The following is a 25,103-nucleotide window of genomic DNA, read 5'->3' as shown; positions in this document are numbered from 1 at the left end:
AAACCTGAATTTATTTCAGAACAATTTCGCTGGAGCCATCCGGACGGGTCTTCACCTGCACCGGCAGGATGCTCGGCAGCGCCCGCAGCAGCGCGTCCGGGTCGTCAGTGCTGAAGGTGCTCGACAGGCGCAGCGCGGCGGCCTTGCCGGGTGCCACATGCAGCGGCTGGGCGCGGTAGCGGGAGACTTCCGCCACCACTTCGCTCAACGGCGCGTTGTCGAACACCAGCTTGCCCTGGCGCCAGGCGGTCACGGCGTTGGCATCGATGGCATAGGGTGCGGCGACCTTGCCCTGGGCGTCGATATGCGAACCCTGCCCGGCACCAAGCAGCGCCAGCGACTCGGCTGCGCCCTGCACCTTCACCGAACCCTGCTCCACCGCCACGCGAGTGCTGGTCGGCTCTTGGCGCACATCGAAGCGGGTGCCGGTGACGGTGACTTCACCCTGGGCGGTGCTAACCACGAATGGCCGGCCACTGTCGTGGGCAACGATGAACATCGCCTCGCCCGCCCCCAGGCGTACATGGCGTTGCCCCGAAGAGAACATCACCTGCACCTGGGTGGCACTGTTGAGTTCCAGTCGTGATCCGTCCGGCAGTTCGACCTGACGCCGCTCGCCCAGGGCCGTGCTCAACGTGTCCTGATGGTTGAGCTGCTGGTACTGCCAACCTGTCCAGCCCAGCCCCAGCGCGGCCACCGCCACACCGGCCGCCAAGGCCTGGCGCAGCAGACGGCGGCGTGGAAGCTGGCGCACCGGCTCGGGCTGGCACAGCGCTTCGAGGCGTTGTCGAGGGATGAAATCGGCGGCGCGCCACAGCCGTACCAGGCGCTGGTATTCCTCGCGATGGCGTGGGTGCTGCGCCAGCCAGGCCTGCAAGGCCTGCTGCACGGCGCTGTCATGCGGCGCCTCCTGGGCCCGGGCGAACCAGCTGGCCGCCTGCTCGCCCACGGGGTCGGGCGCGTGCTGTCTGAACAATGGGGTCTCCTGACTCATCTGGCCGACAGTGCTCACGCAGATGTCGGAGCGTGCGGATCATATACTTTTCGACCATGTTCTTGGTCAAACCCATGCGCTCGGCGATCTCGGCCTGGGTCAGGCCCTCGAGCTTCTGCCAGATGAACACCCGGCGGCAGTTGAGCGGCAGCTCGGCCAGCGCCCGCTCGACGCTGTCGGCCAGTTCCAGGGCATGCACGTAGGCCTCCGGATCGCTGCCATTGGCGGCGCCGTCGGCGAACGCCTCAAGTTCCAGTGCCTGGCGACGGTCCTCGCGGCGAAAGCCATCGACGGCGATGTTGCGGGCGGTCTGGTGCAGGTAGGCACGCGGCTGCTCGACCTGCTCGTTCGGGTTTTCCAGAACCCGGACAAAAGCGTCGTGAGTGAGGTCCTCGGCCTGCTGACGACTGCGCAACTTGCGCGTCCAGGTGCCGATCAGCTCATGGTAGTGGTCGAGGAAGCCTTTGTGTCCGGACACGTTCGGGGTCGTCAGGGAGGCAGATGAGGTCGCGAATAGTAATGTTTCTCATCAAGGACGGCAATCGGCCCAGTCTTGAGCCGACCAAGGGTGGTTTCCGGTGTCGGTAACAAAAAATTTATGGCGATTTCGAAAAAAATGACGGGCGTCACGCCGTGGCCATAAATATGAACACTCTCCGGAAAAACCCCGTTCACCACACAACCCCGACAAACGGTCTTCTGCCGATTCTTCGGCTCTTTCGCGGCGAAAGCCAGCCAACATGCAAAGAACCCAGCTATCAGCCGTTCGCGACCAGATCGCCACCTATTCCACAATTTTTAACGCTTGTGGCCTTTTCCGGAACATCCACGCCACGCATCGGTCGGTTATTGCAGCGATGGGGCATCGATACACGACGAACACCCCGGACCTGCCTGTTGATCTTGCGGTTTTCACGCCCTAAAGTGCGCGCCGAACGTCCATGCTGGAAACGATCCATCCGGCTCAAGTACTGACGACGAGACAGCAAGGTCACCCGCCGCCCTTCCCTGGCACGGTTGACCTTTTTGCTTTCGGCGACATGCCTTGGGAAGTAGGCGAACCAAAGTGGGGATACGGAGGACGTTCAGTTTGCTGCCACTTATCTTTTCAGTTTGCCCATGGAGCCCTTGAGCATGTCGATCCAGGTCGAAGACTACTTTGCGCGTGACACCTTCCAGAAGATGAAGGCGTTCGCCGACAAGCAGGAAACCCCGTTCGTACTCATCGATACCCAGATGATCAGCCAGGCCTATGACGACCTGCGCGCCGGTTTCGAGTTCGCCAAGGTCTACTACGCGGTCAAGGCCAACCCGGCGGTCGAGATCATCGACCTGCTCAAGGAGAAAGGCTCGAGCTTCGACATCGCCTCGATCTACGAGCTGGACAAGGTGCTGGGCCGTGGCGTCAGCCCCGACCGCATCAGCTACGGCAACACCATCAAGAAGTCCAAGGACATCCGCTACTTCTTCGACAAAGGCGTGCGCCTGTACGCCACCGACTCCGAAGCCGACCTGCGCAACATCGCCAAGGCCGCGCCGGGCTCGAAGGTCTATGTGCGCATCCTCACCGAAGGCTCCACCACCGCCGACTGGCCGCTGTCGCGCAAGTTCGGCTGCCAGACCGACATGGCCATGGACCTGCTGATCCTCGCCCGCGACCTGGGCCTGGTGCCCTACGGCATCTCCTTCCACGTAGGCTCCCAGCAGCGCGACATCAGCGTGTGGGACGCGGCTATCGCCAAGGTCAAGGTGATCTTCGAGCGCCTGAAGGAAGAAGACGGCATCGAGCTGAAGCTGATCAACATGGGCGGTGGCTTCCCGGCCAACTACATCACCCGCACCAACAGCCTCGAGACCTATGCCGAGGAGATCATCCGCTTCCTTAAGGAAGACTTCGGCGACGACCTGCCGGAAATCATCCTCGAGCCTGGCCGCTCGCTGATCGCCAACGCCGGCATCCTGGTCAGTGAAGTGGTGCTGGTGGCGCGCAAGTCGCGCACCGCAGTCGAGCGCTGGATCTACACCGACGTGGGCAAGTTCTCCGGCCTGATCGAAACCATGGACGAGGCGATCAAGTTCCCGATCTGGACCGAGAAGAAAGGCGAGACCGAGGAAGTGGTGATCGCCGGCCCGACCTGCGACAGCGCCGACATCATGTACGAGAACTACAAGTACGGCCTGCCGCTGAACCTGGCGATCGGCGACCGCCTGTACTGGCTGTCCACCGGTGCCTACACCACCAGTTATAGCGCGGTGGAGTTCAACGGCTTCCCGCCGCTGAAGGCCTACTACCTGTAATGCACAACGGGGCCGCAAGGCCCCGTTTTCACATGCCGCCCTGCCCCACTCTGTAGGAGCGGCCTTGTGCCGCGAAAGGGCCGCATGGCGGCCCCAGGCTTTCAGCGTTAACGCATCAATCGCCGGGGCCGCTGAGCGGCCCTTTCGCGGCACAAGGCCGCTCCTACAGGCGTTGCGCCGGCCTTCGTTCAATCTCCTCGGCATAGCGCGCCGCATGGGCCATCAGCGCCGGCCCCGCCCCCTGCAACGTCACCAGCGCACTGCGCAGGAAATTCAGGTTGCCCTCCACCCTGGCCCGTTCCAGCCAAGGCCCGGCCTCCCCGATCTCCCCGCGCTCGACCAGCACCAGCGCCAGGCTGAACATCCCGCGAAAATCCCCCGCCTCGGCCGAACGCCGATACCAGCGCACCGCCCGGGCAGGACTCGGCGCAGTGGCAATCCCCTGCTCCAGGTAGCGCCCATACAGGTTCATCGACTTGGCATGCCCCATCTGCGCGGCTTTCTCGTAGCACATCAACGCCTGGGCCTGGTCGGCCGGCACCCCGCGCCCGGTGGCCAGCAGGTTGGCCAGGTTGTACATGCCCCAGTCCAGGCCGGCGTCGGCCGCACGGGCATAGTGAATGGCCGCCTGCGCGAGATCCACCTCGCCACCCCAGCCGTGCTCCAGGCACCGGCCGAGCATGTTGTGGGCCATGGCGCTGCCGCCCTGGGCGGCGATGGCGAACCAACGACGGGCCACGCCGGCATCTTCTTCGATACCGCGCCCATCGAGCAGGATCTGCCCGAGCAGCAACTGCGCCTCGACCACCCCCTGCCCCGCCGCCGCCAGGATCGCCTGGGCGGCCTGGCCCGGGCTGTGCTCGAGCATCGCCTGCAACCCGGCCACATCCACCACATCCTCACGACGCAACTGATAGGACACGGCTCAGACCTCGGCCCAGCGGCGCAGCAGGTTGTGATAGGTGCCGGTCAGTTGCAGCAGCGACGGATGCCCGGGCACATCGGCAGTGAGCTGGCGGATCGCGTTGTCCATTTCGAACAGCAGGGTGCGCTGGCTGTCCTCGCGCACCAGGCTCTGGGTCCAGAAGAACGCCGCATAGCGCGCCCCGCGGGTGACCGGGTTGACCTTGTGCAGGCTGGTGCCGGGGTACAGCACCATATCGCCGGCGGCCAGCTTGACCTCGCGCACGCCATAGGTGTCCTGGATCACCAGCTCGCCGCCGTCGTAGCTGTCCGGGTCGCTGAGGAACAGCGTCGAGGACAGGTCGGTGCGCACTCGTTCCGGGCTGCCCTTGGGCTGGCGCAGGGCGTTGTCGATGTGGAAATCGAAGTTGCCCCCTTCGCGGTAGCAGTTGATCAGCGGCGGGAACACCTTGTGTGGCAGCGCCGCCGACATGAACAACGGGTTGCGCCACAGCCGCTCGATCAGCGCACTGCCGATCTCCTTGGCCAGCGCATGGCCTTCGGGCAACTGCAGGTTGTGCTTGGCCTTGGCCGACTGGTACCCCGCGGTGATCTTGCCATCGGCCCAGTCGGCCTGCTCCAGGGCCTGGCGAATGCGCGAGATCTCGTCGGCGTCGAACAGCCCGGGAATATGAAGCAGCATGGCGGGGGCACCAGGTATGACTGAAGGGACGCCAATGATATTGATTCCCTTTTACCTACCACAAGCCCCTTTCTCCATGGCACGACGGATGAGACCGTAAAAACCGTAAGGCAAAATTGTAAAGAATGTAAATTTATGGCGAATGGAAACGCTTCTCAATTGTTCGTTACAATCACTTACATTATGCTCCGCGGCCTTCATACCTTGGGGAAGGTCTACAACAATGCGTCACGTGCCATCTGCTGTGAGTTCACCACGTCTGCTCGCCTCCGCCATCGGCATGGCGATCACCGCCACCTCGGCCTATGCCGCCGACCCGGCCGCCAATAACGCCATCACTCTCGACGCCACCAGCGTCAATGGCAAGGCCGAACAGGCAAGCACCGAGTACAAGGTCGACAAGGCCTCGTCGCAGAAGTACACCGCGCCGCTGGTGGACACCCCACGGTCGGTCACCGTGATCCCGCAGCAGGTGATCAAGGACACCAACGCCATGTCCCTGCAGGATGCCCTGCGCACCGTGCCGGGTATCACCTTCGGCGCCGGTGAAGGCGGCAACCCGCAAGGCGACCGCCCGTTCATCCGTGGCTTCGACGCCCAGGGCGACACCTACCTGGACGGCGTGCGCGATACCGGCGCCCAGACCCGCGAAATCTTCGCCATCGAGTCTGTCGAAGTGGCCAAGGGGCCGAACTCGGCAGTCGGTGGCCGTGGCGCCGCAGGCGGCACCATCAACCTGGTGAGCAAGCGCGCACACCTGGGCAACTCGCTGGACGGCGCCTGGACCTGGGGCAGCGACCAGACCCAACGCTACACCTTCGACGGCAACTACCAGTTCAGCGACAGCGTTGCCGGGCGCCTGAACCTGATGACCCACGAAAGCAATGTCGCCGGCCGCGACAAGGTCAACTACGACCGCTGGGGCATCGCCCCCTCGCTGGCCTTCGGCCTGGGTACGCCGACCCGCGTCAACCTCGACTACTACCACCTCGAAAGCGACGACCTGCCGGACTCCGGCATCCCCTACAGCGTGCCGCGCGCAGGCAGCACCGCACGGACATCGGCGCATCCGGACAAGCCGGTCGACGGTGGCGACAGCGACAACTTCTACGGCCTGACCGGACGCGACTTCCGCAAGACCCGCGTCGATATCGCGACCTTCGCCATCGAGCACGACCTGACCGATACGCTGACCATCAAGAACACCCTGCGCCACGGCAACAGCATGCAGGACTACGTGCTGACCCAGCCTGACGACAGCGCCGGCAACGTCAACAACAACGGCGTCTGGCGTCGCGCCAACACCCGTGTGGGCAACACCGCCACCACCACCAACCAGACCGACCTGTTCGGCGAGTTCTACCTGGGCGGCCTGAAGAACAGCTTCTCCACCGGCGTAGAGTTCACCAAGGAAGAGTCCGACCGCCAGAGCTACACCGTCACCCCCAACAGCAAGCTCACCTGCACCGGCCCAGGCAGTGGCGGTAGCTGCACCTCGCTGGACAACCCGAACCCGGACGACAACTGGGTCGGCACCGTCGCGCGCAACTACGCCGGCACCAGGACCAGCAGCAAGACCCGCGCGCTCTACGTATTCGACACCCTGGAGCTGACGCCGCAGTGGCTGCTGAACATGGGCCTGCGCTATGACCACTTCGACACCGACTACCGTGGCTACAACGCCGACGGCAGCACCGCGGTGAGCAGCAAGGGCGTCCCCGCCAAGGGCTCGGACACCAGCGAGTTCATCACCGGCCAGCTGGGCCTGGTGTGGAAACCGGCGGACAACGGCAGCATCTATGTGTCCTACGCCACCTCCGCCACGCCGCCTGGCGCCATGCTCGGCGAGGGTACCGAAGGCAACCCGCTGGGCAACACCACCGACCGTTCCGGCAACCTGCTGGGCAGTGACATGGAGCCGGAAGAGACCACCAACTACGAGCTCGGCACCAAATGGGACCTGCTCGACCAGCGCCTGTCCCTGGCCGCCGCGCTGTTCCGCACCGAGAAGGAAAACGCCCGGGTCCAGGTCAACACCAACACCTACGAGAACGTCGGTGAAACCCGCGTGCAAGGCATCGAGCTGTCGGCCAGCGGCAAGCTGACCGACAAGTGGCAGGTGTTCGCCGGCTACACCTACATGCAGGCCCGCCAGATCGACGGCGGCCCAATGGGCAAGGCGAACGACGGCAACCAGTTGCCCAACACGCCGAACAACAGCGCCAGCCTGTGGACCACCTACCAGCTGACGCCGAAGCTGACCGTCGGTGGCGGCGCCTTCTATGTCGATGACGTCTACGGCAGCGTGGCCAACACCACCATGGTCGACAGCTACGTACGCTACGACGCCATGGCCGCCTACAAGCTGACCAAGAACATCGACCTGCAGCTGAACGTGCAGAACCTCACCAACGAGGTCTACTACGACAAGGCCTACTCCACCCACTTCGCCAACCAGGCGGCGGGGCGCACGGCGTTGCTGACCACCAGCGTGCACTTCTGATGTAAGCGGCGCCTGCTTCGGCCTCTTCGCGGGTAAACCCGCTCCCACAGGTTCGCCACTGCTCTGAAAGTCAGTGCTGTACCTGTGGGAGCGGGTTTACCCGCGAAGAGGCCAACACAGGACACCCCGCCCCGTTCATTCCCGTGAACGGGGCTTTTGCGTATCAAGGCATAATGCACGCCGCGCAGTTCCTGGCGGCAATACAAGGTGATCGATGTGGTGAAGAAGACGCTGTTCCAATTGCACTGGTTCTTTGGCATCACCGCCGGCCTGGTGCTGGCGCTGATGGGCGTGACCGGCGCGATCTGGTCGTTCCAGGAAGAACTGCTGCGCGCGTTCAACGCCGAGGTGCTCAAGGTCGAGATCCGCCAGGAAGGTGTGCTGCCACCGGCCGAGCTGGTCCGCCGGGTCGAGGCCGCGCAAGGCGACAAGGTCTCCATGCTCTGGGTCGATACCCGCGAGGGCAATGCCGCGCGGATCTTCTTCACCCCCGCCCCCGGCGAGCGCCGTGGCGCGCTGCGCTACGCCGACCCGTACACCGGAGAACTCAAGGGTGACGTGGCCGGCCTGGGCTTCTTCAACCTCATGCTCAACCTGCACCGGTTCCTGGCCATGGGTGACACAGGCCGGCAGATCACCGGTGCCTGCACCCTGATGCTGATCTTCTTCTGCCTGTCCGGGCTGTACCTGCGCTGGCCGCGCAAGGCACTGAACTGGCGGACCTGGCTGACGCTGGACTGGGCGAAGAAAGGCCGCGCCTTCAACTGGGACCTGCACGCGGTGTTCGGCACATGGTGCCTGCTGTTCTACCTGCTGTTCGCCCTGACCGGGCTGTTCTGGTCCTACGAGTGGTACCGCGAAGGCCTCAATCGCCTGCTGGCCGACCAGCCCGCAGCCGGCGAGCAGAAGCGTGGCGAAGGCCGCAGTGGTCGCCATGGCCCGCCCAAGGTGGACAAGAACGCCCCGCCTCTTGTTGTCGATTACGATGCCATCTGGACCAACCTCAAGGCCGCCGCAGGCCCCGACCTGTCCACCTACAACCTGCGCCTGCCACCGGCCGGCGGGCAACCGGCGACCCTGTTCTACCTGCTGCAGGGCGCCGACCATGAGCGCGCCCTCAACACCCTCACCCTCGACCCGGCCACCGGCCAGGTCAAGCGTCACGAGCGCTACACCGACAAGTCGTTCAAGGCCCAGTTGCTGCAGAGCGTCTACGCCCTGCACGTGGGCAGCTACTTCGGCCTGCCGGGGCGGATCATCGTCACCCTCGCCAGTCTGACCATGCCGCTGTTCTTCGTCACCGGCTGGCTGCTGTACCTCGACCGTCGACGCAAGAAGCGCCAGGTTCGCGCCGCCCGTGGTGCGATGGCCCCGCAGTCGAATGACGGCGACCGCTGGCTGATCGGTTTCGCCAGCCAGAGCGGCTTCGCCGAACAGCTCGCCTGGCAGAGCGCCGGCCAACTGCAAGCCGCCGGCTTGCCGGTGCAGGTACGCCCGCTGGCCGAACTGGGCGAGACCGAATTGCGCCAGGCCAACCGCGCGCTGTTCGTGGTCAGCACCTTCGGCGACGGCGAGGCCCCGGACAGCGCCCGTGGCTTCGAGCGCAAGGTACTAGGCCAAGCCTGGCCACTGGATCACCTGGACTATGCCTTGCTGGCCCTGGGCGACCGCCAGTACCCGCACTTCTGCGGCTTCGCCCGCCGGCTCCAGGCCTGGCTCGGCGAACGTGGCGCCAGTTGCGCCTTCAGCCCGGTGGAGGTGGACAACGCCGACCCTGTCGCCCTGCAACTGTGGCAACAGGAACTGACGCAACTGACCGGCGCCCGCCCGGTTGCCGCCTGGCAGCCGCCAAGCTTCGGCAACTGGCGCCTGTCGCGCCGCGAACGGATCAACCCCGGCAGCCAGGGGGCGCCGGTGTACCTGCTGGGCCTGCAGGCAGAAGCGCCCGTGACCTGGGAAGCCGGTGACCTGATCGAGATCCTGCCGCGCAACGGCCTGCCCCGCGTCGATGCCTTCCTGGCCGGCCTGGGCCTCAATCCACGCAGCCCGGTGCAGCTCGACGGCCTGCAGGAAACCTTGGCGCAGGGCCTGGCCAGCCGCCAGTTGCCGGTCAGCCGCGAACACCTGATCGGCCTGCATGCCCAGGCACTGGTCGATGCCCTGATCCCGCTGACTGCACGTGAATACTCGATTGCCTCCATCGCCAGCGATGGCGTGCTGGAGCTGATCGTGCGCCAGGAACGCCACGCCGATGGCAACCTGGGCCTGGGTTCCGGCTGGCTGACCGAATACCTGCCGCTGGAAGGCAGCGTCAGCGCACGCCTGCGTCGCAACAGCGGTTTCCACCTGCCCGCCGAGTCGGCGCCCATGGTGCTGATCGGCAATGGTACCGGACTGGCCGGTCTGCGCAGCCTGCTCAAGGCCCGTATTGCCGAGGGCGAACAACGCAACTGGCTACTGTTCGGTGAACGCAACCGTGCACACGACCTGCTGTGTGGCAAAGAGCTGCGGGGCTGGGTGGAAAGCGGCGATCTGCAACGGCTGGACCTGGCGTTTTCGCGGGACCAGGCGGAAAAGATCTATGTGCAGGACGTGCTGTTGCAGCAGGCCGCCGAGTTCAAGCGCTGGGTCGAGGATGGCGCTTGCGTGTATGTCTGCGGCAGCCTGCACGGCATGGCGGCCGGGGTGGATGCGGCGTTGCAGGGAATGCTGGGTGAAGCGGCAGTGCAGCAACTGATCGAGGATGGGCGGTACCGGCGAGATGTGTACTGAAGCCTGAAAGCATCGCGGGGCAAGCCCTCTCCCACGATACCGTGGGAGCGGGCTTGCCCCGCGATTGGCCCTCAATGCAGATCGAAGGTATCGGCATCCAGGTTCGCCGGGAACCGCGCCCGGTACGCCGCCAGCTCCGCCGCCCGCAGCACCACGGTGAACACCCCGTCGGCCTCGCCCGCGCTCAGCAGGCTCTCGCCCTGGAAGTCCAGCACCTGGCTGTCACCGGAATAGGCGAAGCCCTTGCCATCGGTGCCCACCCGGTTCACCGCCGCGACGAAGCACAGGTTCTCGATGCCCCGCGCCGGCAGCAGGCGGTTCCAGTGCAGGCGCCGCGCCGCCGGCCAGTTGGCGGTGTACAGCAGCAGGTCGGTGTCCTGGGCATCGCGGCTCCACACCGGGAAGCGCAGGTCGTAGCAGATCAGCGGGCGGATCCGCCAACCCTTGAGCTCGAACTGCACCTGGCGCTCGCCCGGGGTGTAGTGCTTGTGCTCGCCGGCCATGCGGAACAGGTGACGCTTGTCGTAGTGCAGGATCTCACCGTCGGGCCGCGCCCACAGCAGGCGGTTGCGGTGGCTGCCGTCGGCGGCCTGGATGATCACGCTGCCGGTGATCACCGCGTTGGCTTTCTTCGCCTGGGCCTTGAGCCACTTGTAGGTCGGGCCGTTTTCAGGCTCCGCCAGGCTTTCGGACTCCATCGAGAAACCGGTGGTGAACATTTCCGGCAGGACCACCAGGTCCACCTCGCCGGCCTGGCCGATCAGCTCCTCGAAATGCGCGTAATTGGCCTCGCGGTCGTGCCAGGCCAGGGTGGTCTGCACCAGGGCGATTTTCAGGTTCGGCAGTTGGCTCAGATCGCGCATAGTTTCTCCGCTGCCTGGCGCAGCGTCTCCTCGCGTTTGGCAAAGCACAGGCGCACCAGGCGTTGCTCGGGGATGGGTTGCTGGTAGAACACCGACACCGGGATGCTGGCCACGCCATGCTCACGGGTCAGCCACAAGGCCATGTCGACATCGTTCAGGTCGGGCCGGATCTGCGAATAGTCCACCAGTTGGAAATAGGTGCCCGGCGTGCGGGTGAAGGTGAAACGCGAGGCCTGCAGCAGGTCGCAGAACAGGTCGCGCTTGGCCTGGTAGAAGGCCGGTAGCTCGTCGATATGCTCGGGGTGCTCGGCCATGAAGTCGGCCAGCGCGCACTGCAAGGGCGTCACGCCACAGAAATTGACGTACTGGTGCACCTTGCGCAGTTCCGCGCTGAGGGCCGGCGGGGCGACCACGTAGCCGGTCTTCCAGCCGGTGACGTGGTAGGTCTTGCCGAACGAGCTGACGACGAACGCCCGCGAATAGAGCTGCGGGTGTGCCAGCACGCTGGCATGGCGCACACCGTCGTAGATCAGGTGTTCGTAGACCTCGTCGCTGACCAGGTAGATATCGCGGTCACCGATCAGCCTGGCCAGCTGGTCCAGGTCGTCACGGCTGATCAGCGCGCCGCTGGGATTGTGCGGCGAGTTGAGGATGACCATGCGCGTGCGTGGGCTGAGCGCGTCGCTTAACTTTTGCCAGTCGATGTTGAAATTGCCGCCGCTGAGCGGCACATGCACGCAGCGCCCGCCGGCCAGTTCCACGGAGGGCTCGTAGCTATCGTAGCTGGGGTCGAAGACGATCACCTCGTCGCCGGCATGGATCACCGCCTGGATGGCGCAGAAGATCGCCTCGGTGGCACCGGGGGTGATGGTCACTTCCTGGTCGGCATCGACGTTCGCGCCGTACAAGCGGGCGATCTTCGCCGCCACCTGCTGGCGCAGTGCCGGCAGGCCGGTCATGGGCGAATACTGGTTATGCCCGGCGGCCACATGGCGACCGACGGCATCGAGCAAGGCCTGGGGACCGTTGAAGTCAGGGAAGCCCTGGGAGAGGTTGAGCGCACCGGTCTGCATGGCCAGTTGCGACATGGTGGTGAAGATGGTCGTGCCGACGTTCGGCAGTTTGCTGCGGATCATGGAGCCCTCTTTCCTGGGGTTTGTCCGGCACGGGGTTGGGTCCGAGCATAGCGGATCAAGCAGTCAGGAAAAAGGTTGAAACAATAGGGGGATTGCGGTGGGTCAACCGTTGCAACCCAACAGCAGAATGAAGCGTGGGAGCGGGCTTGCCCCGCGATGAGGTCAGATCAGGCAATCAATTGACCTGAACAATCTCATCGCGGGGCAAGCCCGCTCCCACGAGGCCCTTCCCAACGAGACTTCTGCAAGCGCTGTTACTAACGCTTGTCGCGACGCTTCTTCTCAGCCTTCTTGTGGTGCGACATCAGGCGGCGCTTCTTGTTGACCTGGCGATCGGTGAGGGTGTTTTTCTTGCCCTCGAACGGGTTGTCACCGCCCTTGTACTCGATGCGGATCGGCGTGCCGACCAGTTTGAGCACCCGGCGGTAGGTGTTCTCCAGGTAACGCGAGTAGGAGTTGGGGATCTTGTCGGTCTGGTTGCCGTGGATCACGATCAGCGGCGGGTTGGCGCCACCGAGGTGGGCATAGCGCAGCTTGATGCGGCGACCGTTGACCAGCGGCGGCTGGTGCACGCTGATGGCGTCTTCGAGGATCTGCGTCAGGCGGCTGGTCGGCCAGCGAGTGACCGCCGACTTGAACGCGGCCTGCACCGACTTGTACAGGTGGCCCACGCCGGTGCCGTGCAGCGCCGAGATGAAGTGGATGTCGGCGAAGTCGACGAAGAACAGCCGGCGTTCCAGCTCGGTCTTCACGTAGTCGCGCTCGCCCGGCTCCATGCCGTCCCACTTGTTCAGGGCGATGACCACGGCGCGGCCGGCGTCCAGGGCGAAGCCCAGCAGGTTGAGGTCGTGGTCGACCACGCCTTCGCGGGCGTCCATGACGAAGATCACCACGTTGGCGTCCTTGATCGCCTGCAGGGTCTTCACCACCGAGAACTTCTCGACTTCCTCGTGGATCTTGCCGCGCTTGCGCACGCCGGCGGTGTCGATGAAGGTGTACTTCTCGCCATCACGCTCGAACGGAATGTAGATACTGTCACGGGTAGTGCCCGGCTGGTCGTACACCACCACGCGCTCTTCGCCGAGCATGCGGTTGACCAGGGTCGACTTGCCCACGTTGGGGCGGCCGATGATGGCGATCTTGATGCCGTCCTTTTCGCTCGGGCCGGGGATGCGCGTGGCTTCCTCGCCTTCGGCGACATCTTCGTCGAGGGCTTCTTCCTCGGGATCACGGGGAATATGGCCGAGCAGCGATTCCATCAGGGCGTTGATACCGCGGCCCTGGGAGCCCGCCACCGGAATGGCGTTGCCCATGCCCAGCGGCGAGAACTCGGCGCGGGCGATATCGGGATCGATGTTGTCGATCTTGTTGGCGACCAGGATCGCTTCCTTGTTCCGCTTGCGCAGGTGATCGGCGATCATCTGGTCGGCGGCGGTCATGCCGGCACGGGCATCGACCAGGAACAGCACGTAGTCGGCTTCCTCGATGGCCATCAGCGACTGCTCGGCCATCTTCTCGTCCATGCCCACTTCGTCACCGGTGATACCGCCAGTGTCGATCAGGATGTAGGAGCGACCCTGCCAGCTGGCATCGCCGTACTGGCGGTCACGGGTCAGGCCCGACAGGTCGCCGACGATGGCGTCGCGGGTCTTGGTCAGGCGGTTGAACATGGTGGATTTACCGACGTTCGGCCGGCCCACCAGGGCGATTACGGGAACCATGCGGCTCTCCACTCTTGAATTCTTGAAAATGCAAAGGCCGCTGCAAGGCAGCGGCCGGAGTTCGGGCGGCGCGTCATGCGCCGCGGCCTGAGCCCGCGAGCGAGCTCAAGCATAGCTTCAGCGGATGGTCAGTGCCTCGAGCTTGCCGCTGTTGCCGAAGACGTAGATGGTGTCGCCGACCACCAGGGGTCGGGCGCGCAGGCCATCGCTGTCGATACGCTCACGGCCGACGAAGCGGCCATCGACCTGGCTGAGCAGGTGCAGGTAACCCTCGAAGTCGCCCACCGCCACATAGCTGGAGAACACTTCCGGCGCCGACAGCTGACGGCGAGCCATCGAGTCGTTGCTCCACAGCGAGCTGGAAGAACGCTCGTCGACGCTCTGCACGGTACCCGACGCTTCGCTCACGTAGACGTTGCCGAAGCCCTGGGCGACACCCACATAGCTGGAAGCATCGCGCTGCCACAGCACGCGGCCGCTTTCCAGGTCCAGGCCGGCGACGCGGCCCTGGTAGGTGCTGACGTAGAGGGTGCCACCGGACAGCAGCAGGCCGCCGTCGATGTCCACCACACGGTCCAGCTCGGAACGGCCCTGCGGAATCGCCACGCGGCTCTCCCACACCGGCACGCCGTTGCTGATATCGACCGCCACCACCTTGCCGGTGGACAGGCCGGCCACGGCCAGGCGGTTGGTCACCACCGGCGCGCCGGTGCCACGCAGGGTCAGCACGGCCGGGCTGTTCTCGTAGATCCAGCGGCGGTCGCCGGTGGCGGCGTCGAAGCCGACCAGACGGTCGTCCTGGGTCTGCACCACCACCACGTCACCGTTGTTGGCGGGCGGCGCCAGCACTTCGCTGCTGACGCGCGAGCGCCAGCGCTCCTCGCCGGTGCTGGAATCCAGGGCAATGACCTCGCCCTTGAGGGTACCCAGCATGACCAGGCCGTAGCCCACGCCCACGGCGCCGGATACCGGCAGCTCGAGGTCCTTCTTCCACACCACGTCGCCGGTGATGCGGTTCAGCGCGAAGACCTCGCCGTTGACGTCGGAGGCGTAGATACGGTCGTTCTCGATGGCCGGCACCAGGGTGTTGTAGGTCTCGCCCTGGCCGTCACCGATCGAACGGCTCCACTGCTTCTTCAGCACCACTTCCTCGGTGAACTTGGTCAGCTCGGCCGGGGGCAGTTCCTTCTTGCTGTTGCTGCTGCAACCCGCCGCCAGTACGGCGAGGGTGAGCACTGCTGCTTGTTTCCAACCCTTCACTTCAGGCGTCCCCTTTGGCCAGGTCATCCAGCTTCAGTTGCAGGCCACCGATCGCGGCGTCGTCGGACAGCGCGGCCTTGGCTTTTTCGTAGGCGCTGTGCGCGTCGTCGGCGCGGCCCAGCTGTACCAGCAGGTCGCCCTTGAGCTCTTCGCGGCTGGCCAGGAAGGCCTTGTCGGTGTCGCCCTCGAGCAGCTTGAGCGCGTCCTCGGCCTTGTCCTGTGCCGCAAGCACGCGGGCCAGGCGCTGGCGCGAGATCTCGCCGAGGGTGGCGTCGGCCGGCTTGTCCAGCACGCTCTTCAGCTCGCTGGCCGCGTCGTCCAGCTTGCCGCTCTCGACCGCGACCTTGGCCACGAACAGGCTGCCGTACTGGGCGTAGGCGGTGCCGCCGAACTCGCTCTTGAGCTTGCCGGACAGCTCGGCGACCTTGCTCGCATCGGGCTTGCCGTCAGGCGTCAACGAGGTTTCCAGCAGCGCCTGGTACAGCACCGAGGCGCCCTGGGACTGGTTGGCCTGGTACTTGTGCCAGGTCTGCCAGCCCAACACCACCACGCCGGCCAGCAGGGCGCCGGTCAGCAGCGGCTTGCCGTTGCGGTTCCACCAGTCCTTGGCTGCTGCCAGGCTCTCATCATCGGTACTCGACACCCCAATACTCCTATTCGCCTATTCGTTGTCAGACCGCGTCACGCCTGAGTGATCGCGGTTTCCAGGTGCGCGGCAAGCGCATCCCAGGCAATGTTCTGTTGTTCTCCCTGGCCACGCAGGGGCTTCAGGCCGATCTGCTGCTTCTCGAGCTCGTCGTCGCCCAGAATCAGCGCGAACAGCGCGCCGCTCTTGTCGGCTTTCTTGAACTGATTCTTGAAGTTGCCGCCACCGGCATTGACTGCCAGACGCAGACCCGGCAGGCGATCGCGGAGGCTTTCGCTCAGGCGCAGGCCGGCCAGTTCTGCCGGCTCGCCGAAGGCGCACAGGTAGACGTCGATGGTGCGGCTGATCGACTCGGGCACCTTGCCCAGGGTCTCCAGCAGCAGGATCAGGCGCTCGATGCCCATGGCGAAACCCACGCCCGGGGTCGGCTTGCCGCCCATCTGCTCGACCAGGCCGTCATAGCGGCCACCGGCGCAGACGGTGCCCTGGGCGCCGAGCTTGTCGGTGACCCACTCGAACACGGTCTTGCTGTAGTAGTCCAGGCCGCGCACCAGCTTGGTATTGATCACGAACGGAATGCCGGCGGCGTCGAGGCGGGCCTTCAGGCCCTCGAAGTGCACACGGGATTCTTCGTCCAGGTAGTCTTCCAGCTTCGGCGCGCCGACCAGCACCGCCTGGGTGTTCGCATCCTTGCTGTCGAGAATGCGCAGCGGGTTGCTTTTCAGGCGGCGCTGGCTGTCCTCGTCCAGTTGCTCGAGGCGAGCCGAGAGGAACTCGACCAGCGCGTCGCGATAGCGGGCGCGGGCTTCGCTGGTGCCCAGGCTGTTGAGCTGCAGCTCGACCGCGTCCTGGATGCCCAGCAGGCCCCACAGGCGCCAGGTCAGCATGATCAGTTCGGCGTCGACGTCCGGACCATCGAGGTTGAACACCTCAACGCCGATCTGGTGGAACTGGCGGTAGCGGCCCTTCTGCGGACGCTCGTGACGGAACATCTGGCCGATGTACCAGAGCTTTTGCACCTGGCCATTGCCGGTGATGCCGTGCTCGAGCACGGCACGCACGCAGGCCGCGGTGCCTTCGGGGCGCAGGGTGAGCGAGTCGCCGTTGCGGTCCTCGAAGGTGTACATCTCCTTCTCGACGATATCGGTGACTTCACCGATCGAGCGCTTGAACAGCTCGGTGAACTCGACGATCGGCGTGCGGATCTGGCTGTAGCCGTAGCTGTCCAGCAAGCCAGCCACGGTGCCCTCGAAATAGCGCCACAGCGGCGACTGGTCGGGCAGGATGTCGTTCATGCCACGAATGGCTTGCAGCGATTTGCTCACGAGTAGTCCTTACGAATCTGTTTCTCAGCCGCGGGCGATCAGCGCCGCGTCGGCCTCGGCCTTCTCGGCCGCTTTCTGGCGGATGAGCTTTTCCAGCTCGTCGACCAGGTTGTCGTTGTTCAGTTTCTGCGATGGCTTGCCATCGATGTAGACCAGGTTCGGCGTGCCGCCGGTCAGGCCCACGTGCGACTCCTTGGCCTCGCCCGGGCCGTTGACCACGCAACCGATCACCGCCACGTCCAGCGGTACCAGCAGGTCTTCCAGGCGCCCTTCCAGTTCGTTCATGGTCTTGACCACATCGAAGTTCTGCCGCGAGCAGCTCGGGCAGGCGATGAAGTTGATGCCACGCGAACGCAGGTGCAGCGACTTGAGGATGTCGTAGCCGACCTTCACTTCCTCGACCGGATCGGCGGCCAGGGAGATGCGGATGGTGTCACCGATGCCTTCGGCCAGCAGCATACCTAGGCCGACGGCGGATTTCACCGTCCCCGAGCGCAGGCCGCCGGCTTCGGTGATCCCGAGGTGCAGCGGCTGGATGATCTGCTTGGCCAGCAGGCGGTAGGCCTCGACGGCCATGAACACGTCGGAGGCCTTGACGCTGACCTTGAAGTCCTGGAAGTCCAGGCGATCGAGGTGCTCGACATGGCGCAGCGCCGACTCGACCAGCGCCGCCGGGGTGGGCTCGCCGTACTTCTTCTGCAGGTCCTTTTCCAGGGAACCGGCGTTGACACCGATGCGGATCGGGATGCCACGGTCGCGGGCCGCGTCGACCACGGCGCGCACACGGTCTTCACGACCGATGTTGCCCGGGTTGATGCGCAGGCAGTCGACGCCCAGCTCAGCCACGCGCAGGGCGATCTTGTAGTCGAAGTGGATGTCGGCGACCAGCGGCACGCTGACCAGCTTCTTGATCTTGCCGAACGCCTCGGCGGCGTCCATGTCCGGCACCGAGACCCGCACGATGTCCACGCCGGCATCGACCAGGCGCTGTATCTGCGCCACGGTGGCGGCGACATCGTTGGTGTCGGTGTTGGTCATGCTCTGCACCGCGATGGGCGCATCACCACCCACCGGCACATTGCCGACCCAGATTTTGCGGGATTCGCGACGTTTGATCGGAGATTCGCCGTGCATGACTTACTGTCCCAACTTCAGGCGAGCGGTTTCGCCACTGGTGAACGGGGCGACATCGACCGCCTGGCCGTTGTAGCTCACCTGGGCGCCGCGGGCGAAGCCCAGGCGCACCGCGAACGGTGGCTTGCCGGTCAGTTCCAGGTTGTCGCCCTTGCGCTTGATGGCGCTGAACAGCACCTTGCCGTTGCCGTCGGTGACCTGGGTCCAGCAATCGGCGGTGAATTGGATATGGACCTTGGCGCTGCCGGCCGGGGCCGGTGCGGCGTCAGCGGGCGCAGGCGCTGCGACCGGCGCGGTCGACGCGACCGGCGCGACTGGCGCGGCTGGCGCTGCGGCAACAGGCGCGGCGGGCGTGACCACGGCAGGGGCGGTTGGCGCGACAGCCGGTGCCACAGGTGCGGCGGCGGCCGGTGCCGGCGCGGTGCTGGTGGCTGGCGCGGCGGGTGCCACAGCCGCAACTGGCGCCTGGGTCTCGGCGACCGGCGCCTGCTCGGTAGCGTTCGGCTCCAGTGGCAGGGCCTGGCTCTCGGGCTGCTGGCCTTCGCTCACGGCCTGGTCTTCCGGCTCGTCCAGCGGATGAATCTGGGTGGTGCCGTCGGCACTCTCGACCTCGACGTGCTCCAGGGCGATCTTGGCCAGGTCCTTGCCACGCAGGCTGCTCTGGTCCTGCCACCAGAAGAAGCCACCGCCGACCACCGCGACCAGCAGCAACAGGCTGACCACCCGCAGGATATTGTGCGACAGGCGCACCGGTTCTTCGATGCGGCCAAGGGCGTGCACTTCGCTGCCCTGGGCGTGAGTACCGGTGATCTGGTCGAAGGCCTCGACCAGGGGCGCCTGGTCCATGTCCATCAGCTTGGCGTAGGCACGGATGTAGCCACGGGCGAAGGTGTGCCCGGGCAGCTTGTCGAAGGCGCCGTTTTCCAGGTTGTTCAGCGAAGATACCGTGAGGTTGAGCTTGCGAGCGACCTCGGCCTGGCTCCATTCGCGTTTTTCGCGGGCCTGGCGCAAGACATCACCGGGGTTCTGGCGAGTCGCTGCTGCTACTTCAGTGTGCGCGGCTTTCATCGTTGCTCCGACAGGTATTGCTGATATTCCGGCGTACCGGGATAAAGTCGTTGTAATTGCTGGCCCAAACGGGTCGCGGTGCCCTGTTCGTCGAGGGCGATTGCCAGGCGATGGCCCAGCAGCAGGCTGCGGGCATCCTGGTCGCTCAGCTGGCTGAATCGATCGTAGTAATCCCGGGCCGGCACATAATGCCTGTTTTCGTAGGACAACTCAGCCATTTCGAGCAATGCCTTCGGTTGCCGCTGATTGAGCCGAAGGGCTTTTTCCAGGTAGACGCGCGCCTGTTCACCCTGCCCCAGCTTCAGGGCGGTGAGCCCCAGGTTCTCGTACACGCGGGAACGCTCAGGATACAAGGTATCGGCGGCAGCCTGGAGGAACATCGCCCGGGCTTCGTCGAAACGGCCCTGAGCATATAGGAAACTGCCGTAATTGTTGCGGATTCGTGTGTCATCCGGGCGGATGGCCAAGGCCTTGGCGAAGTGCTCGCCGGCCAGTGCGGGCTCATCCTCGGCCTGGAACACCAGGGCCAGTGCCGCATGAGCCTCGCCGTCACGGGCGTCCAGGGCCAGGGCCTTGCCCAGCGGCGCCTTGGCGCGCTCAGTTAAACCTTGTTGCAAATACCCCAGCCCCAACTGCACGTAGGCCCGCCCCGCCGCCTCACGCCCCTGGCGGCTGGCCAGGGGGTCGCCCGCGCCGCCGGACACGCAGCCGGCCAGCAGCGAAAGCGTCAGGATCGACAGCGCGGCGCGCAGGCTCATGGGGCAGGTGCTCGTCAGGGGCGCGCGGCGCTGTCTTGCGGCTCGTCGGCAGCCAGCTGGCGCACGGCGATGTAGCGCTCGCTGCGGCGGGTACGGTCGTTGACCTGACCTACCAGCTGACCGCAGGCGGCGTCGATGTCGTCACCGCGGGTGGTGCGCGTGGTCACGTTGAAGCCGCCGTGGTGCAGCAGGTCCTGGAAGCGACGGATGGCATTGTTGCTCGGTCGCTCGTAGCCCGAGTGCGGGAACGGGTTGAACGGGATCAGGTTGATCTTGCACGGCACATCACGCAGCAGTTCGATCATCTGCGCGGCGTGCTCGGGCTGGTCGTTGACGTCCTTGAGCAGGGTGTACTCGATGGTCAGCACGCGCTTGCCGCCGAGGGTGGACATGTAGCCCATGCACGACTCCAGCAGCATCTTCAGCGGGTACTTCTTGTTGATCGGCACCAGCTTGTTGCGCAGCTCGTCGTTCGGCGCGTGCAACGACAGGGCCAGCGACACGTCGATATGCTTGGCCAGCTCGTCGATCATCGGCACCACGCCCGAGGTGGACAGGGTGACGCGACGCTTGGAAATGCCATAGCCCAGATCTTCCATCATGATCTTCATGGCGGCGATGACATTGTCGAAATTCAGCAGGGGTTCGCCCATGCCCATCATGACCACGTTGGTGATGGCGCGGTCGATCTTGGCCGGAACGGTTCCGAAGGATTTGTTGGCAAGCCACACCTGGCCGATCACTTCGGCGGCGGTGAGGTTGCTGTTGAAGCCTTGCTTGCCGGTGGAGCAGAAGCTGCAGTCCAGGGCACAGCCGGCTTGCGACGACACGCACAGGGTGCCGCGATCGTCGGTGGGGATGTAGACGGTCTCGACGCAGCTGCCGGAGGCAACGCGGACCACCCACTTGCGGGTACCGTCGGCGGAAATGTCTTCGCTGACCACTTCCGGGCCCCGAATCTCGGCAACAGCCTCGAGCTTCTCGCGCAAGACCTTGCCGACATTGGTCATGGCGGCGAAATCATCGACGCCAAAATGGTGAATCCATTTCATCACCTGCCCGGCGCGGAAGCGCTTCTCCCCGATTGAGTCGAAGAACTGTTCCATTTCCGCCAGGGTCAGCCCCAGCAGGTTGATCTTGCCAGTCGATGTCGTCATGGATTCACCCTCACACCCGTAAGCTTTCGCTTAGCGAGTGGTTACCTCGGTAGCTGCGAAGAAGTAAGCGATTTCGCGAGCGGCAGCGGCTTCGGAGTCCGAACCGTGAACGGCGTTGGCGTCGATCGACTCGGCGAAGTCGGCGCGGATGGTGCCAGCAGCAGCTTCTTTAGGATTGGTGGCGCCCATCAGCTCACGGTTGGCCAGAATGGCGTTTTCGCCTTCCAGAACCTGTACAACGACTGGGCCGGAAGTCATGAAGGCAACCAGGTCACCAAAGAAGCCACGCTCTTTGTGCTCGGCGTAGAAGCCTTCGGCTTCGGCTTTGGACAGCTGCTTCATTTTCGAAGCGACGACGCGCAGGCCGGCTTTCTCGAAGCGAGTGGTGATCTCGCCGATGACGTTCTTGGCAACGGCGTCAGGCTTGATGATGGAGAAAGTACGTTGAACAGCCATGGAAAACTCCAGAATATTGAGTGTTGCGAAAAATTAAACCCGCGAATTATACGCGGGTTCCAGGGGATTGCCTAACCTGCGGCGTGCGCTCAGTCGGCTTCTTCGATCCAGGCCGCCTGGATGGCCTCGAGAACCTTCTCGCCGCAACGCGACGGATCGTCATCGAAGTCCGGCAGGGCCATGACCCATGCGCGCAGATCGACGAAATTCACGTAATGAGGATCGACCTCGGGCTTGCTTTCCGCAAGCTGGATGGCGATCTCAAGTACATCAACCCATTTCAGACTCATGTACAGGCCCTCAGTGCGGCGCTTCGGCGGCGTGGTTGAGCGAATACTTGGGGATCTCGATGGTGAGGTCCTCATCGCCGACGACCACCTGGCAACCCAGGCGCGACTGCGCCTCCAGGCCCCAGGCCTTGTCCAGCATGTCCTCTTCGAGCTCGTCCGCTTCTTCAAGGGAGTCGAAGCCCTTGCGGATGATGCAATGGCAGGTGGTGCAGGCCTTGACGCCGCCGCAGGCGCTTTCCATCTCGATGTGATGGTCGTGGGCCAGTTCCAGGATGTTGGTCCCGGACGGCACTTCCACGGTCAAGCCCTCGGGGCAGAACTTCTCATGCGGCAGGAATGTCACCAGCGGCATCGGTTACTCCTCGATCTCATTCAGGTTGCGCCCGGCCAGTGCGGCTTTGACCGTCGAATCAAGGCGACGGGCGGCAAATGCATCGGTCACCTGCGACAGACGCTTGGTCTGTTGCTCGATGGCGGCGCCATCGGTGCCGGTCAGCAAATCACGTAGTTCTTGCATCTGGAATTCGATCGCGTCGCGCTCGTCACTGCTGAGCAGGCGCTCGCCATCGGCGTCCAGGGCGCCCTGCACCGCCTCGAGCAGGCGCTCGGCGTCGACCTGGTGCTCGCGCAGCTGGCGCGCATGCTTGTCGGAGCCGGCGTGCTCGAAGGAGTCCTTGAGCATGCGGGCGATCTCGCCGTCGGTCAGGCCGTAGGACGGCTTGACCTGGATGCTCGATTCCACGCCCGAACCCAGTTCGCGGGCCGCGACGCTGAGCAGGCCGTCGGCGTCGACCTGGAAGGTCACGCGGATCTTCGCCGCACCCGCGACCATGGCCGGGATCCCGCGCAGCTCGAAGCGGGCCAGGGAACGGCAGTCGCTGATCAGCTCGCGCTCGCCCTGCAGCACGTGGATCATCATGGCCGACTGGCCATCTTTGTACGTGGTGAATTCCTGGGCGCGAGCCACCGGAATGGTGGTGTTGCGCGGGATCACCTTCTCCATCAGCCCGCCCATGGTCTCAAGACCCAGGGACAGCGGGATGACGTCGAGCAGCAGCAGCTCACCGCCTTCGCGGCGGTTGCCGGCGAGGGTGTCGGCCTGGATGGCAGCACCGATGGCCACCACCTGGTCCGGGTCGATCGAGGTCAGCGGGGTACGGCCGAACAGCGCGCCGACCGCCTCGCGCACACGCGGCACGCGGGTCGAACCACCGACCATGACCACCGCGCCGACCTCTTCCAGCTCGATACCGCTGTCGCGCACGGCGCGGCGGCAGGCCTTGAGACTGCGGGCGATCATCGGTTCGATCATGGCTTCGAAGGCGGCACGGGTCAGCTCGCCCTGCCAGGCACCATGCTGGACGCTGACCGCTTCACTGTCGGTCAAGGCTTCCTTGGCCGCGCAAGCGGTCTGCAGCAGCAGGCGCTGAGTGGCCGGATCGAGGTCGGCGGACAAGCCGGCCTGCTCGATGATCCAGCCAGCGATCGCATGGTCGAAGTCATCACCACCCAGGGCGGTGTCGCCACCGGTAGCCAGCACTTCGAAGACACCGGCGGTCAGGCGCAGGATGGAGATATCGAAGGTGCCGCCGCCCAGGTCGAAAATCGCCACGACGCCTTCGGCATCCTGGTCCAGGCCATAGGCCACGGCAGCCGCGGTCGGCTCGTTGAGCAAGCGCAGGACATTGAGGCCGGCCAGTTTGGCTGCATCCTTCGTGGCTTGGCGCTGGGCATCGTCGAAATAGGCCGGGACGGTGATCACCGCGCCAACCAGCTCACCACCGAGGGTTTCCTCGGCACGCTGACGCAGCACCTTGAGAATATCGGCCGACACTTCCACCGGACTTTTCGGGCCCTGGACCGTGTCGATGAACGGCATGTGCGATTCACCGCCGACAAAGCGGTACGGCAGTTGCTCGCCCAGCTGCTTGACGTCCGCCAGGCCACGCCCCATCAGGCGCTTGACCGACAGGATGCTGTTGAGCGGGTCGCTGGGGGCCGCCTCGCGCGCGGCCAGGCCGACTTCGACAGCGTTGTCGAGATAACGCACGGCGGATGGCAGGATGACACTGCCCCGGGCATCGGGCGCGGTTCGCTGCGCCCGCTGCGCACGGCGGCGACGAGAGAATTGGTGGTGCCCAGGTCGATGCCCACCGCCAGGCGGCGCTGGTGCGGCTGGGGGCTCTGACCGGGTTCGGCGATCTGCAGTAGGGCCATGCTTATCTGAGTACCTTAGGCGTCATCACGGGCAACGCCGGGGTTAATCGTCGAGGCGCTCTTCGAGTTGGCGCACTTCTTGGGCGAGCTTGTCGAGGAACTGCATGCGGCGCATCAGGCGCTCGGCCTGCTCACGCTCTGCAGCAACATCCCAGCAGGCGGCGAAATCCTCGTTCAGCGTGTCCTGGGCGACCTTGAGGCGCTTCTTGAACACGGCGACACCGTCGAGGTCGGCTTCGTCCTGCAGGTCTTCGAGCTCTTCGCGCCACTGCATCTGCTGCAGCAGGAAGTCCGGGTCGTGCACCGTGACTTCCTGGGGCACCTCGTGGCCGCCGATGGCCAGCAGGTAGCGGGCCCGGCGCGGGGCGCTGCGCAAGGTCTGGTAGGCGTCGTTGAGGGCCGCCGACTTTTCCAGGGCTACGCGCTGCTCGCGCTCGGAAGCGTCGGCGAAACGGTCCGGATGGACCTCGCGGGCCAGCTCGCGGTAGCGAACGGCCAGCTTGTCGAGGTCCAGGCGAAAACCGGGTTGCAGCTCAAACAGGGCGAAATGACAAGGAGTACCCACGGCCAGCCTCAGACGTTGAAGCTTTCGCCGCAGCCACACTCACCGCGCACGTTGGGGTTGTTGAACTTGAAGCCTTCGTTCAACCCTTCCTTGACGAAGTCCAGCTCGGTGCCATCGAGGTAGACCAGGCTTTTCGGGTCGATGATGACCTTCACGCCATGGTTCTCGAACACCTGGTCTTCGGCGGCGAGCTCGTCGACGAACTCCAGCACGTAGGCCAGGCCCGAGCAGCCGGTGGTGCGCACGCCCAGGCGAATGCCCTCACCCTTGCCGCGCCCGTCGAGGGAACGGCGAATGTGGTTGGCGGCGGCTTCTGTCATGCTGATAGCCATCG

At 64.9% G+C, this 25,103-nt stretch carries 21 protein-coding genes and 2 pseudogenes; 3 read left to right on the top strand and 20 right to left on the bottom strand.

The annotated features are described in order from the left end of the window. Positions 1-10 precede the first annotated feature (10 nt). Both VUG52_RS04835 and VUG52_RS04830 read right to left on the bottom strand, forming a co-directional pair. Positions 11-994, bottom strand: a complete 984-nt coding sequence (locus VUG52_RS04835) for a FecR family protein (protein ID WP_262951873.1) — start codon at positions 992-994, stop codon at positions 11-13. Between the two features lie 10 nt (positions 995-1,004). After that, positions 1,005-1,472: pseudogene (locus tag VUG52_RS04830) on the bottom strand (sigma-70 family RNA polymerase sigma factor); the annotation flags it as partial. Between the two features lie 656 nt (positions 1,473-2,128). Between VUG52_RS04830 and VUG52_RS04825 the strand changes: the two are divergent. Next, positions 2,129-3,292 (top strand): type III PLP-dependent enzyme, encoded by a 1,164-nt coding sequence (locus tag VUG52_RS04825; RefSeq protein WP_262951875.1) that lies wholly within the window; start codon positions 2,129-2,131, stop codon positions 3,290-3,292. 163 nt (positions 3,293-3,455) lie between these two features. Here the strand turns inward: VUG52_RS04825 and VUG52_RS04820 are convergent, their stop codons facing one another. After that, positions 3,456-4,214 (bottom strand): tetratricopeptide repeat protein, encoded by a 759-nt coding sequence (locus VUG52_RS04820; RefSeq protein WP_262951877.1) that lies wholly within the window; start codon positions 4,212-4,214, stop codon positions 3,456-3,458. Between the two features lie 3 nt (positions 4,215-4,217). Next, positions 4,218-4,898 carry a Fe2+-dependent dioxygenase gene (locus VUG52_RS04815; protein ID WP_050704054.1) on the bottom strand — a complete coding sequence of 227 codons (681 nt, stop codon included), beginning with the start codon at positions 4,896-4,898 and terminating at the stop codon, positions 4,218-4,220. A gap of 223 nt (positions 4,899-5,121) precedes the next feature. On the opposite strand from VUG52_RS04815, the gene VUG52_RS04810 reads away from it, so the two are divergent. Further along, entirely contained in the window at positions 5,122-7,401 is a 2,280-nt protein-coding gene (locus VUG52_RS04810; RefSeq protein WP_262974183.1) for a TonB-dependent receptor, read from the top strand. A 216-nt stretch (positions 7,402-7,617) separates the two neighbouring features. Next, positions 7,618-10,173 carry a sulfite reductase flavoprotein subunit alpha gene (locus tag VUG52_RS04805; RefSeq protein WP_050704076.1) on the top strand — a complete coding sequence of 852 codons (2,556 nt, stop codon included), beginning with the start codon at positions 7,618-7,620 and terminating at the stop codon, positions 10,171-10,173. Positions 10,174-10,244: 71 nt separating this feature from the next. Here the strand turns inward: VUG52_RS04805 and VUG52_RS04800 are convergent, their stop codons facing one another. From VUG52_RS04800 to iscA, 16 genes and pseudogenes are all read right to left on the bottom strand, one after another. Then, positions 10,245-11,036 (bottom strand): amidohydrolase, encoded by a 792-nt coding sequence (locus VUG52_RS04800; protein ID WP_050704052.1) that lies wholly within the window; start codon positions 11,034-11,036, stop codon positions 10,245-10,247. Continuing rightward, positions 11,024-12,172: a pyridoxal phosphate-dependent aminotransferase gene (locus VUG52_RS04795; RefSeq protein WP_050704051.1), complete on the bottom strand. Its 1,149-nt coding sequence runs from the start codon at positions 12,170-12,172 to the stop codon at positions 11,024-11,026. Before VUG52_RS04795 ends, VUG52_RS04800 begins: the two co-directional genes overlap by 13 nt. Positions 12,173-12,429: 257 nt before the next feature. Then, a complete protein-coding gene (gene der / locus VUG52_RS04790) occupies positions 12,430-13,893 on the bottom strand; it encodes a ribosome biogenesis GTPase Der (protein ID WP_023630727.1) in 1,464 nt (487 codons plus the stop codon). Between the two features lie 117 nt (positions 13,894-14,010). Then, positions 14,011-15,180 (bottom strand): outer membrane protein assembly factor BamB, encoded by a 1,170-nt coding sequence (gene bamB, locus VUG52_RS04785; protein WP_088852385.1) that lies wholly within the window; start codon positions 15,178-15,180, stop codon positions 14,011-14,013. After that, positions 15,155-15,796, bottom strand: coding sequence for a tetratricopeptide repeat protein (locus VUG52_RS04780; RefSeq protein ID WP_050704050.1), 642 nt, complete (start codon positions 15,794-15,796; stop codon positions 15,155-15,157). The genes bamB and VUG52_RS04780 overlap by 26 nt, the downstream gene beginning before the upstream one ends. Positions 15,797-15,834: 38 nt before the next feature. Further along, positions 15,835-17,124, bottom strand: a complete 1,290-nt coding sequence (hisS, locus tag VUG52_RS04775) for a histidine--tRNA ligase (protein ID WP_050704049.1) — start codon at positions 17,122-17,124, stop codon at positions 15,835-15,837. Between the two features lie 24 nt (positions 17,125-17,148). Next, positions 17,149-18,258 (bottom strand): flavodoxin-dependent (E)-4-hydroxy-3-methylbut-2-enyl-diphosphate synthase, encoded by a 1,110-nt coding sequence (gene ispG / locus VUG52_RS04770; protein ID WP_011532347.1) that lies wholly within the window; start codon positions 18,256-18,258, stop codon positions 17,149-17,151. A gap of 3 nt (positions 18,259-18,261) precedes the next feature. Then, a complete protein-coding gene (locus VUG52_RS04765; protein WP_050704048.1) occupies positions 18,262-19,326 on the bottom strand; it encodes a RodZ domain-containing protein in 1,065 nt (354 codons plus the stop codon). Beyond that, the gene (gene pilW, locus VUG52_RS04760) at positions 19,323-20,084 is read right to left on the bottom strand and encodes a type IV pilus biogenesis/stability protein PilW (protein ID WP_220689975.1); all 762 of its coding nucleotides are present in this window, start codon (positions 20,082-20,084) and stop codon (positions 19,323-19,325) included. Before pilW ends, VUG52_RS04765 begins: the two co-directional genes overlap by 4 nt. Before the next feature lie 14 nt (positions 20,085-20,098). Further along, a complete protein-coding gene (rlmN, locus tag VUG52_RS04755) occupies positions 20,099-21,241 on the bottom strand; it encodes a 23S rRNA (adenine(2503)-C(2))-methyltransferase RlmN (protein ID WP_050704361.1) in 1,143 nt (380 codons plus the stop codon). A 30-nt stretch (positions 21,242-21,271) separates the two neighbouring features. After that, entirely contained in the window at positions 21,272-21,697 is a 426-nt protein-coding gene (gene ndk / locus VUG52_RS04750) for a nucleoside-diphosphate kinase (protein WP_023630072.1), read from the bottom strand. 89 nt (positions 21,698-21,786) lie between these two features. Beyond that, positions 21,787-21,987: a Fe-S cluster assembly protein IscX gene (iscX, locus tag VUG52_RS04745; protein WP_028689593.1), complete on the bottom strand. Its 201-nt coding sequence runs from the start codon at positions 21,985-21,987 to the stop codon at positions 21,787-21,789. A gap of 10 nt (positions 21,988-21,997) precedes the next feature. Continuing rightward, the gene (gene fdx / locus VUG52_RS04740) at positions 21,998-22,339 is read right to left on the bottom strand and encodes an ISC system 2Fe-2S type ferredoxin (protein WP_046854253.1); all 342 of its coding nucleotides are present in this window, start codon (positions 22,337-22,339) and stop codon (positions 21,998-22,000) included. Positions 22,340-22,342: 3 nt separating this feature from the next. Next, positions 22,343-24,204, bottom strand: a pseudogene (gene hscA, locus VUG52_RS04735) (Fe-S protein assembly chaperone HscA). Positions 24,205-24,247: 43 nt separating this feature from the next. Next, complete coding sequence (gene hscB / locus VUG52_RS04730; protein ID WP_050704359.1) at positions 24,248-24,769, bottom strand: co-chaperone HscB; 522 nt, start codon at positions 24,767-24,769, stop codon at positions 24,248-24,250. A gap of 8 nt (positions 24,770-24,777) precedes the next feature. Beyond that, a complete protein-coding gene (gene iscA, locus VUG52_RS04725; RefSeq protein ID WP_023630636.1) occupies positions 24,778-25,101 on the bottom strand; it encodes an iron-sulfur cluster assembly protein IscA in 324 nt (107 codons plus the stop codon). Positions 25,102-25,103 lie beyond the last annotated feature (2 nt).

The sequence above is a fragment of the Pseudomonas sp. LH21 genome (assembly GCF_036549575.1).
Lineage (GTDB): Bacteria > Pseudomonadota > Gammaproteobacteria > Pseudomonadales > Pseudomonadaceae > Aquipseudomonas > Aquipseudomonas peradeniyensis.
Note: the sequence above shows the minus strand (reverse complement) of the source record. Positions and strands in the feature narration are given on the sequence as shown.

Coding starts and splice junctions, on each gene's coding strand:
- VUG52_RS04835 (WP_262951873.1), bottom strand. CDS start 994: ATGAGTCAGGAGACCCCATTGTTCAGACAGCACGCGCCCGACCCCGTG.
- VUG52_RS04825 (WP_262951875.1), top strand. CDS start 2,129: ATGTCGATCCAGGTCGAAGACTACTTTGCGCGTGACACCTTCCAGAAG.
- VUG52_RS04815 (WP_050704054.1), bottom strand. CDS start 4,898: ATGCTGCTTCATATTCCCGGGCTGTTCGACGCCGACGAGATCTCGCGC.
- VUG52_RS04810 (WP_262974183.1), top strand. CDS start 5,122: ATGCGTCACGTGCCATCTGCTGTGAGTTCACCACGTCTGCTCGCCTCC.
- VUG52_RS04800 (WP_050704052.1), bottom strand. CDS start 11,036: ATGCGCGATCTGAGCCAACTGCCGAACCTGAAAATCGCCCTGGTGCAG.
- VUG52_RS04795 (WP_050704051.1), bottom strand. CDS start 12,172: ATGATCCGCAGCAAACTGCCGAACGTCGGCACGACCATCTTCACCACC.
- der (WP_023630727.1), bottom strand. CDS start 13,893: ATGGTTCCCGTAATCGCCCTGGTGGGCCGGCCGAACGTCGGTAAATCC.
- bamB (WP_088852385.1), bottom strand. CDS start 15,180: ATGACCTGGCCAAAGGGGACGCCTGAAGTGAAGGGTTGGAAACAAGCA.
- ispG (WP_011532347.1), bottom strand. CDS start 18,258: ATGCACGGCGAATCTCCGATCAAACGTCGCGAATCCCGCAAAATCTGG.
- VUG52_RS04765 (WP_050704048.1), bottom strand. CDS start 19,326: ATGAAAGCCGCGCACACTGAAGTAGCAGCAGCGACTCGCCAGAACCCC.
- pilW (WP_220689975.1), bottom strand. CDS start 20,084: ATGAGCCTGCGCGCCGCGCTGTCGATCCTGACGCTTTCGCTGCTGGCC.
- rlmN (WP_050704361.1), bottom strand. CDS start 21,241: ATGACGACATCGACTGGCAAGATCAACCTGCTGGGGCTGACCCTGGCG.
- ndk (WP_023630072.1), bottom strand. CDS start 21,697: ATGGCTGTTCAACGTACTTTCTCCATCATCAAGCCTGACGCCGTTGCC.
- iscX (WP_028689593.1), bottom strand. CDS start 21,987: ATGAGTCTGAAATGGGTTGATGTACTTGAGATCGCCATCCAGCTTGCG.
- fdx (WP_046854253.1), bottom strand. CDS start 22,339: ATGCCGCTGGTGACATTCCTGCCGCATGAGAAGTTCTGCCCCGAGGGC.
- iscA (WP_023630636.1), bottom strand. CDS start 25,101: ATGGCTATCAGCATGACAGAAGCCGCCGCCAACCACATTCGCCGTTCC.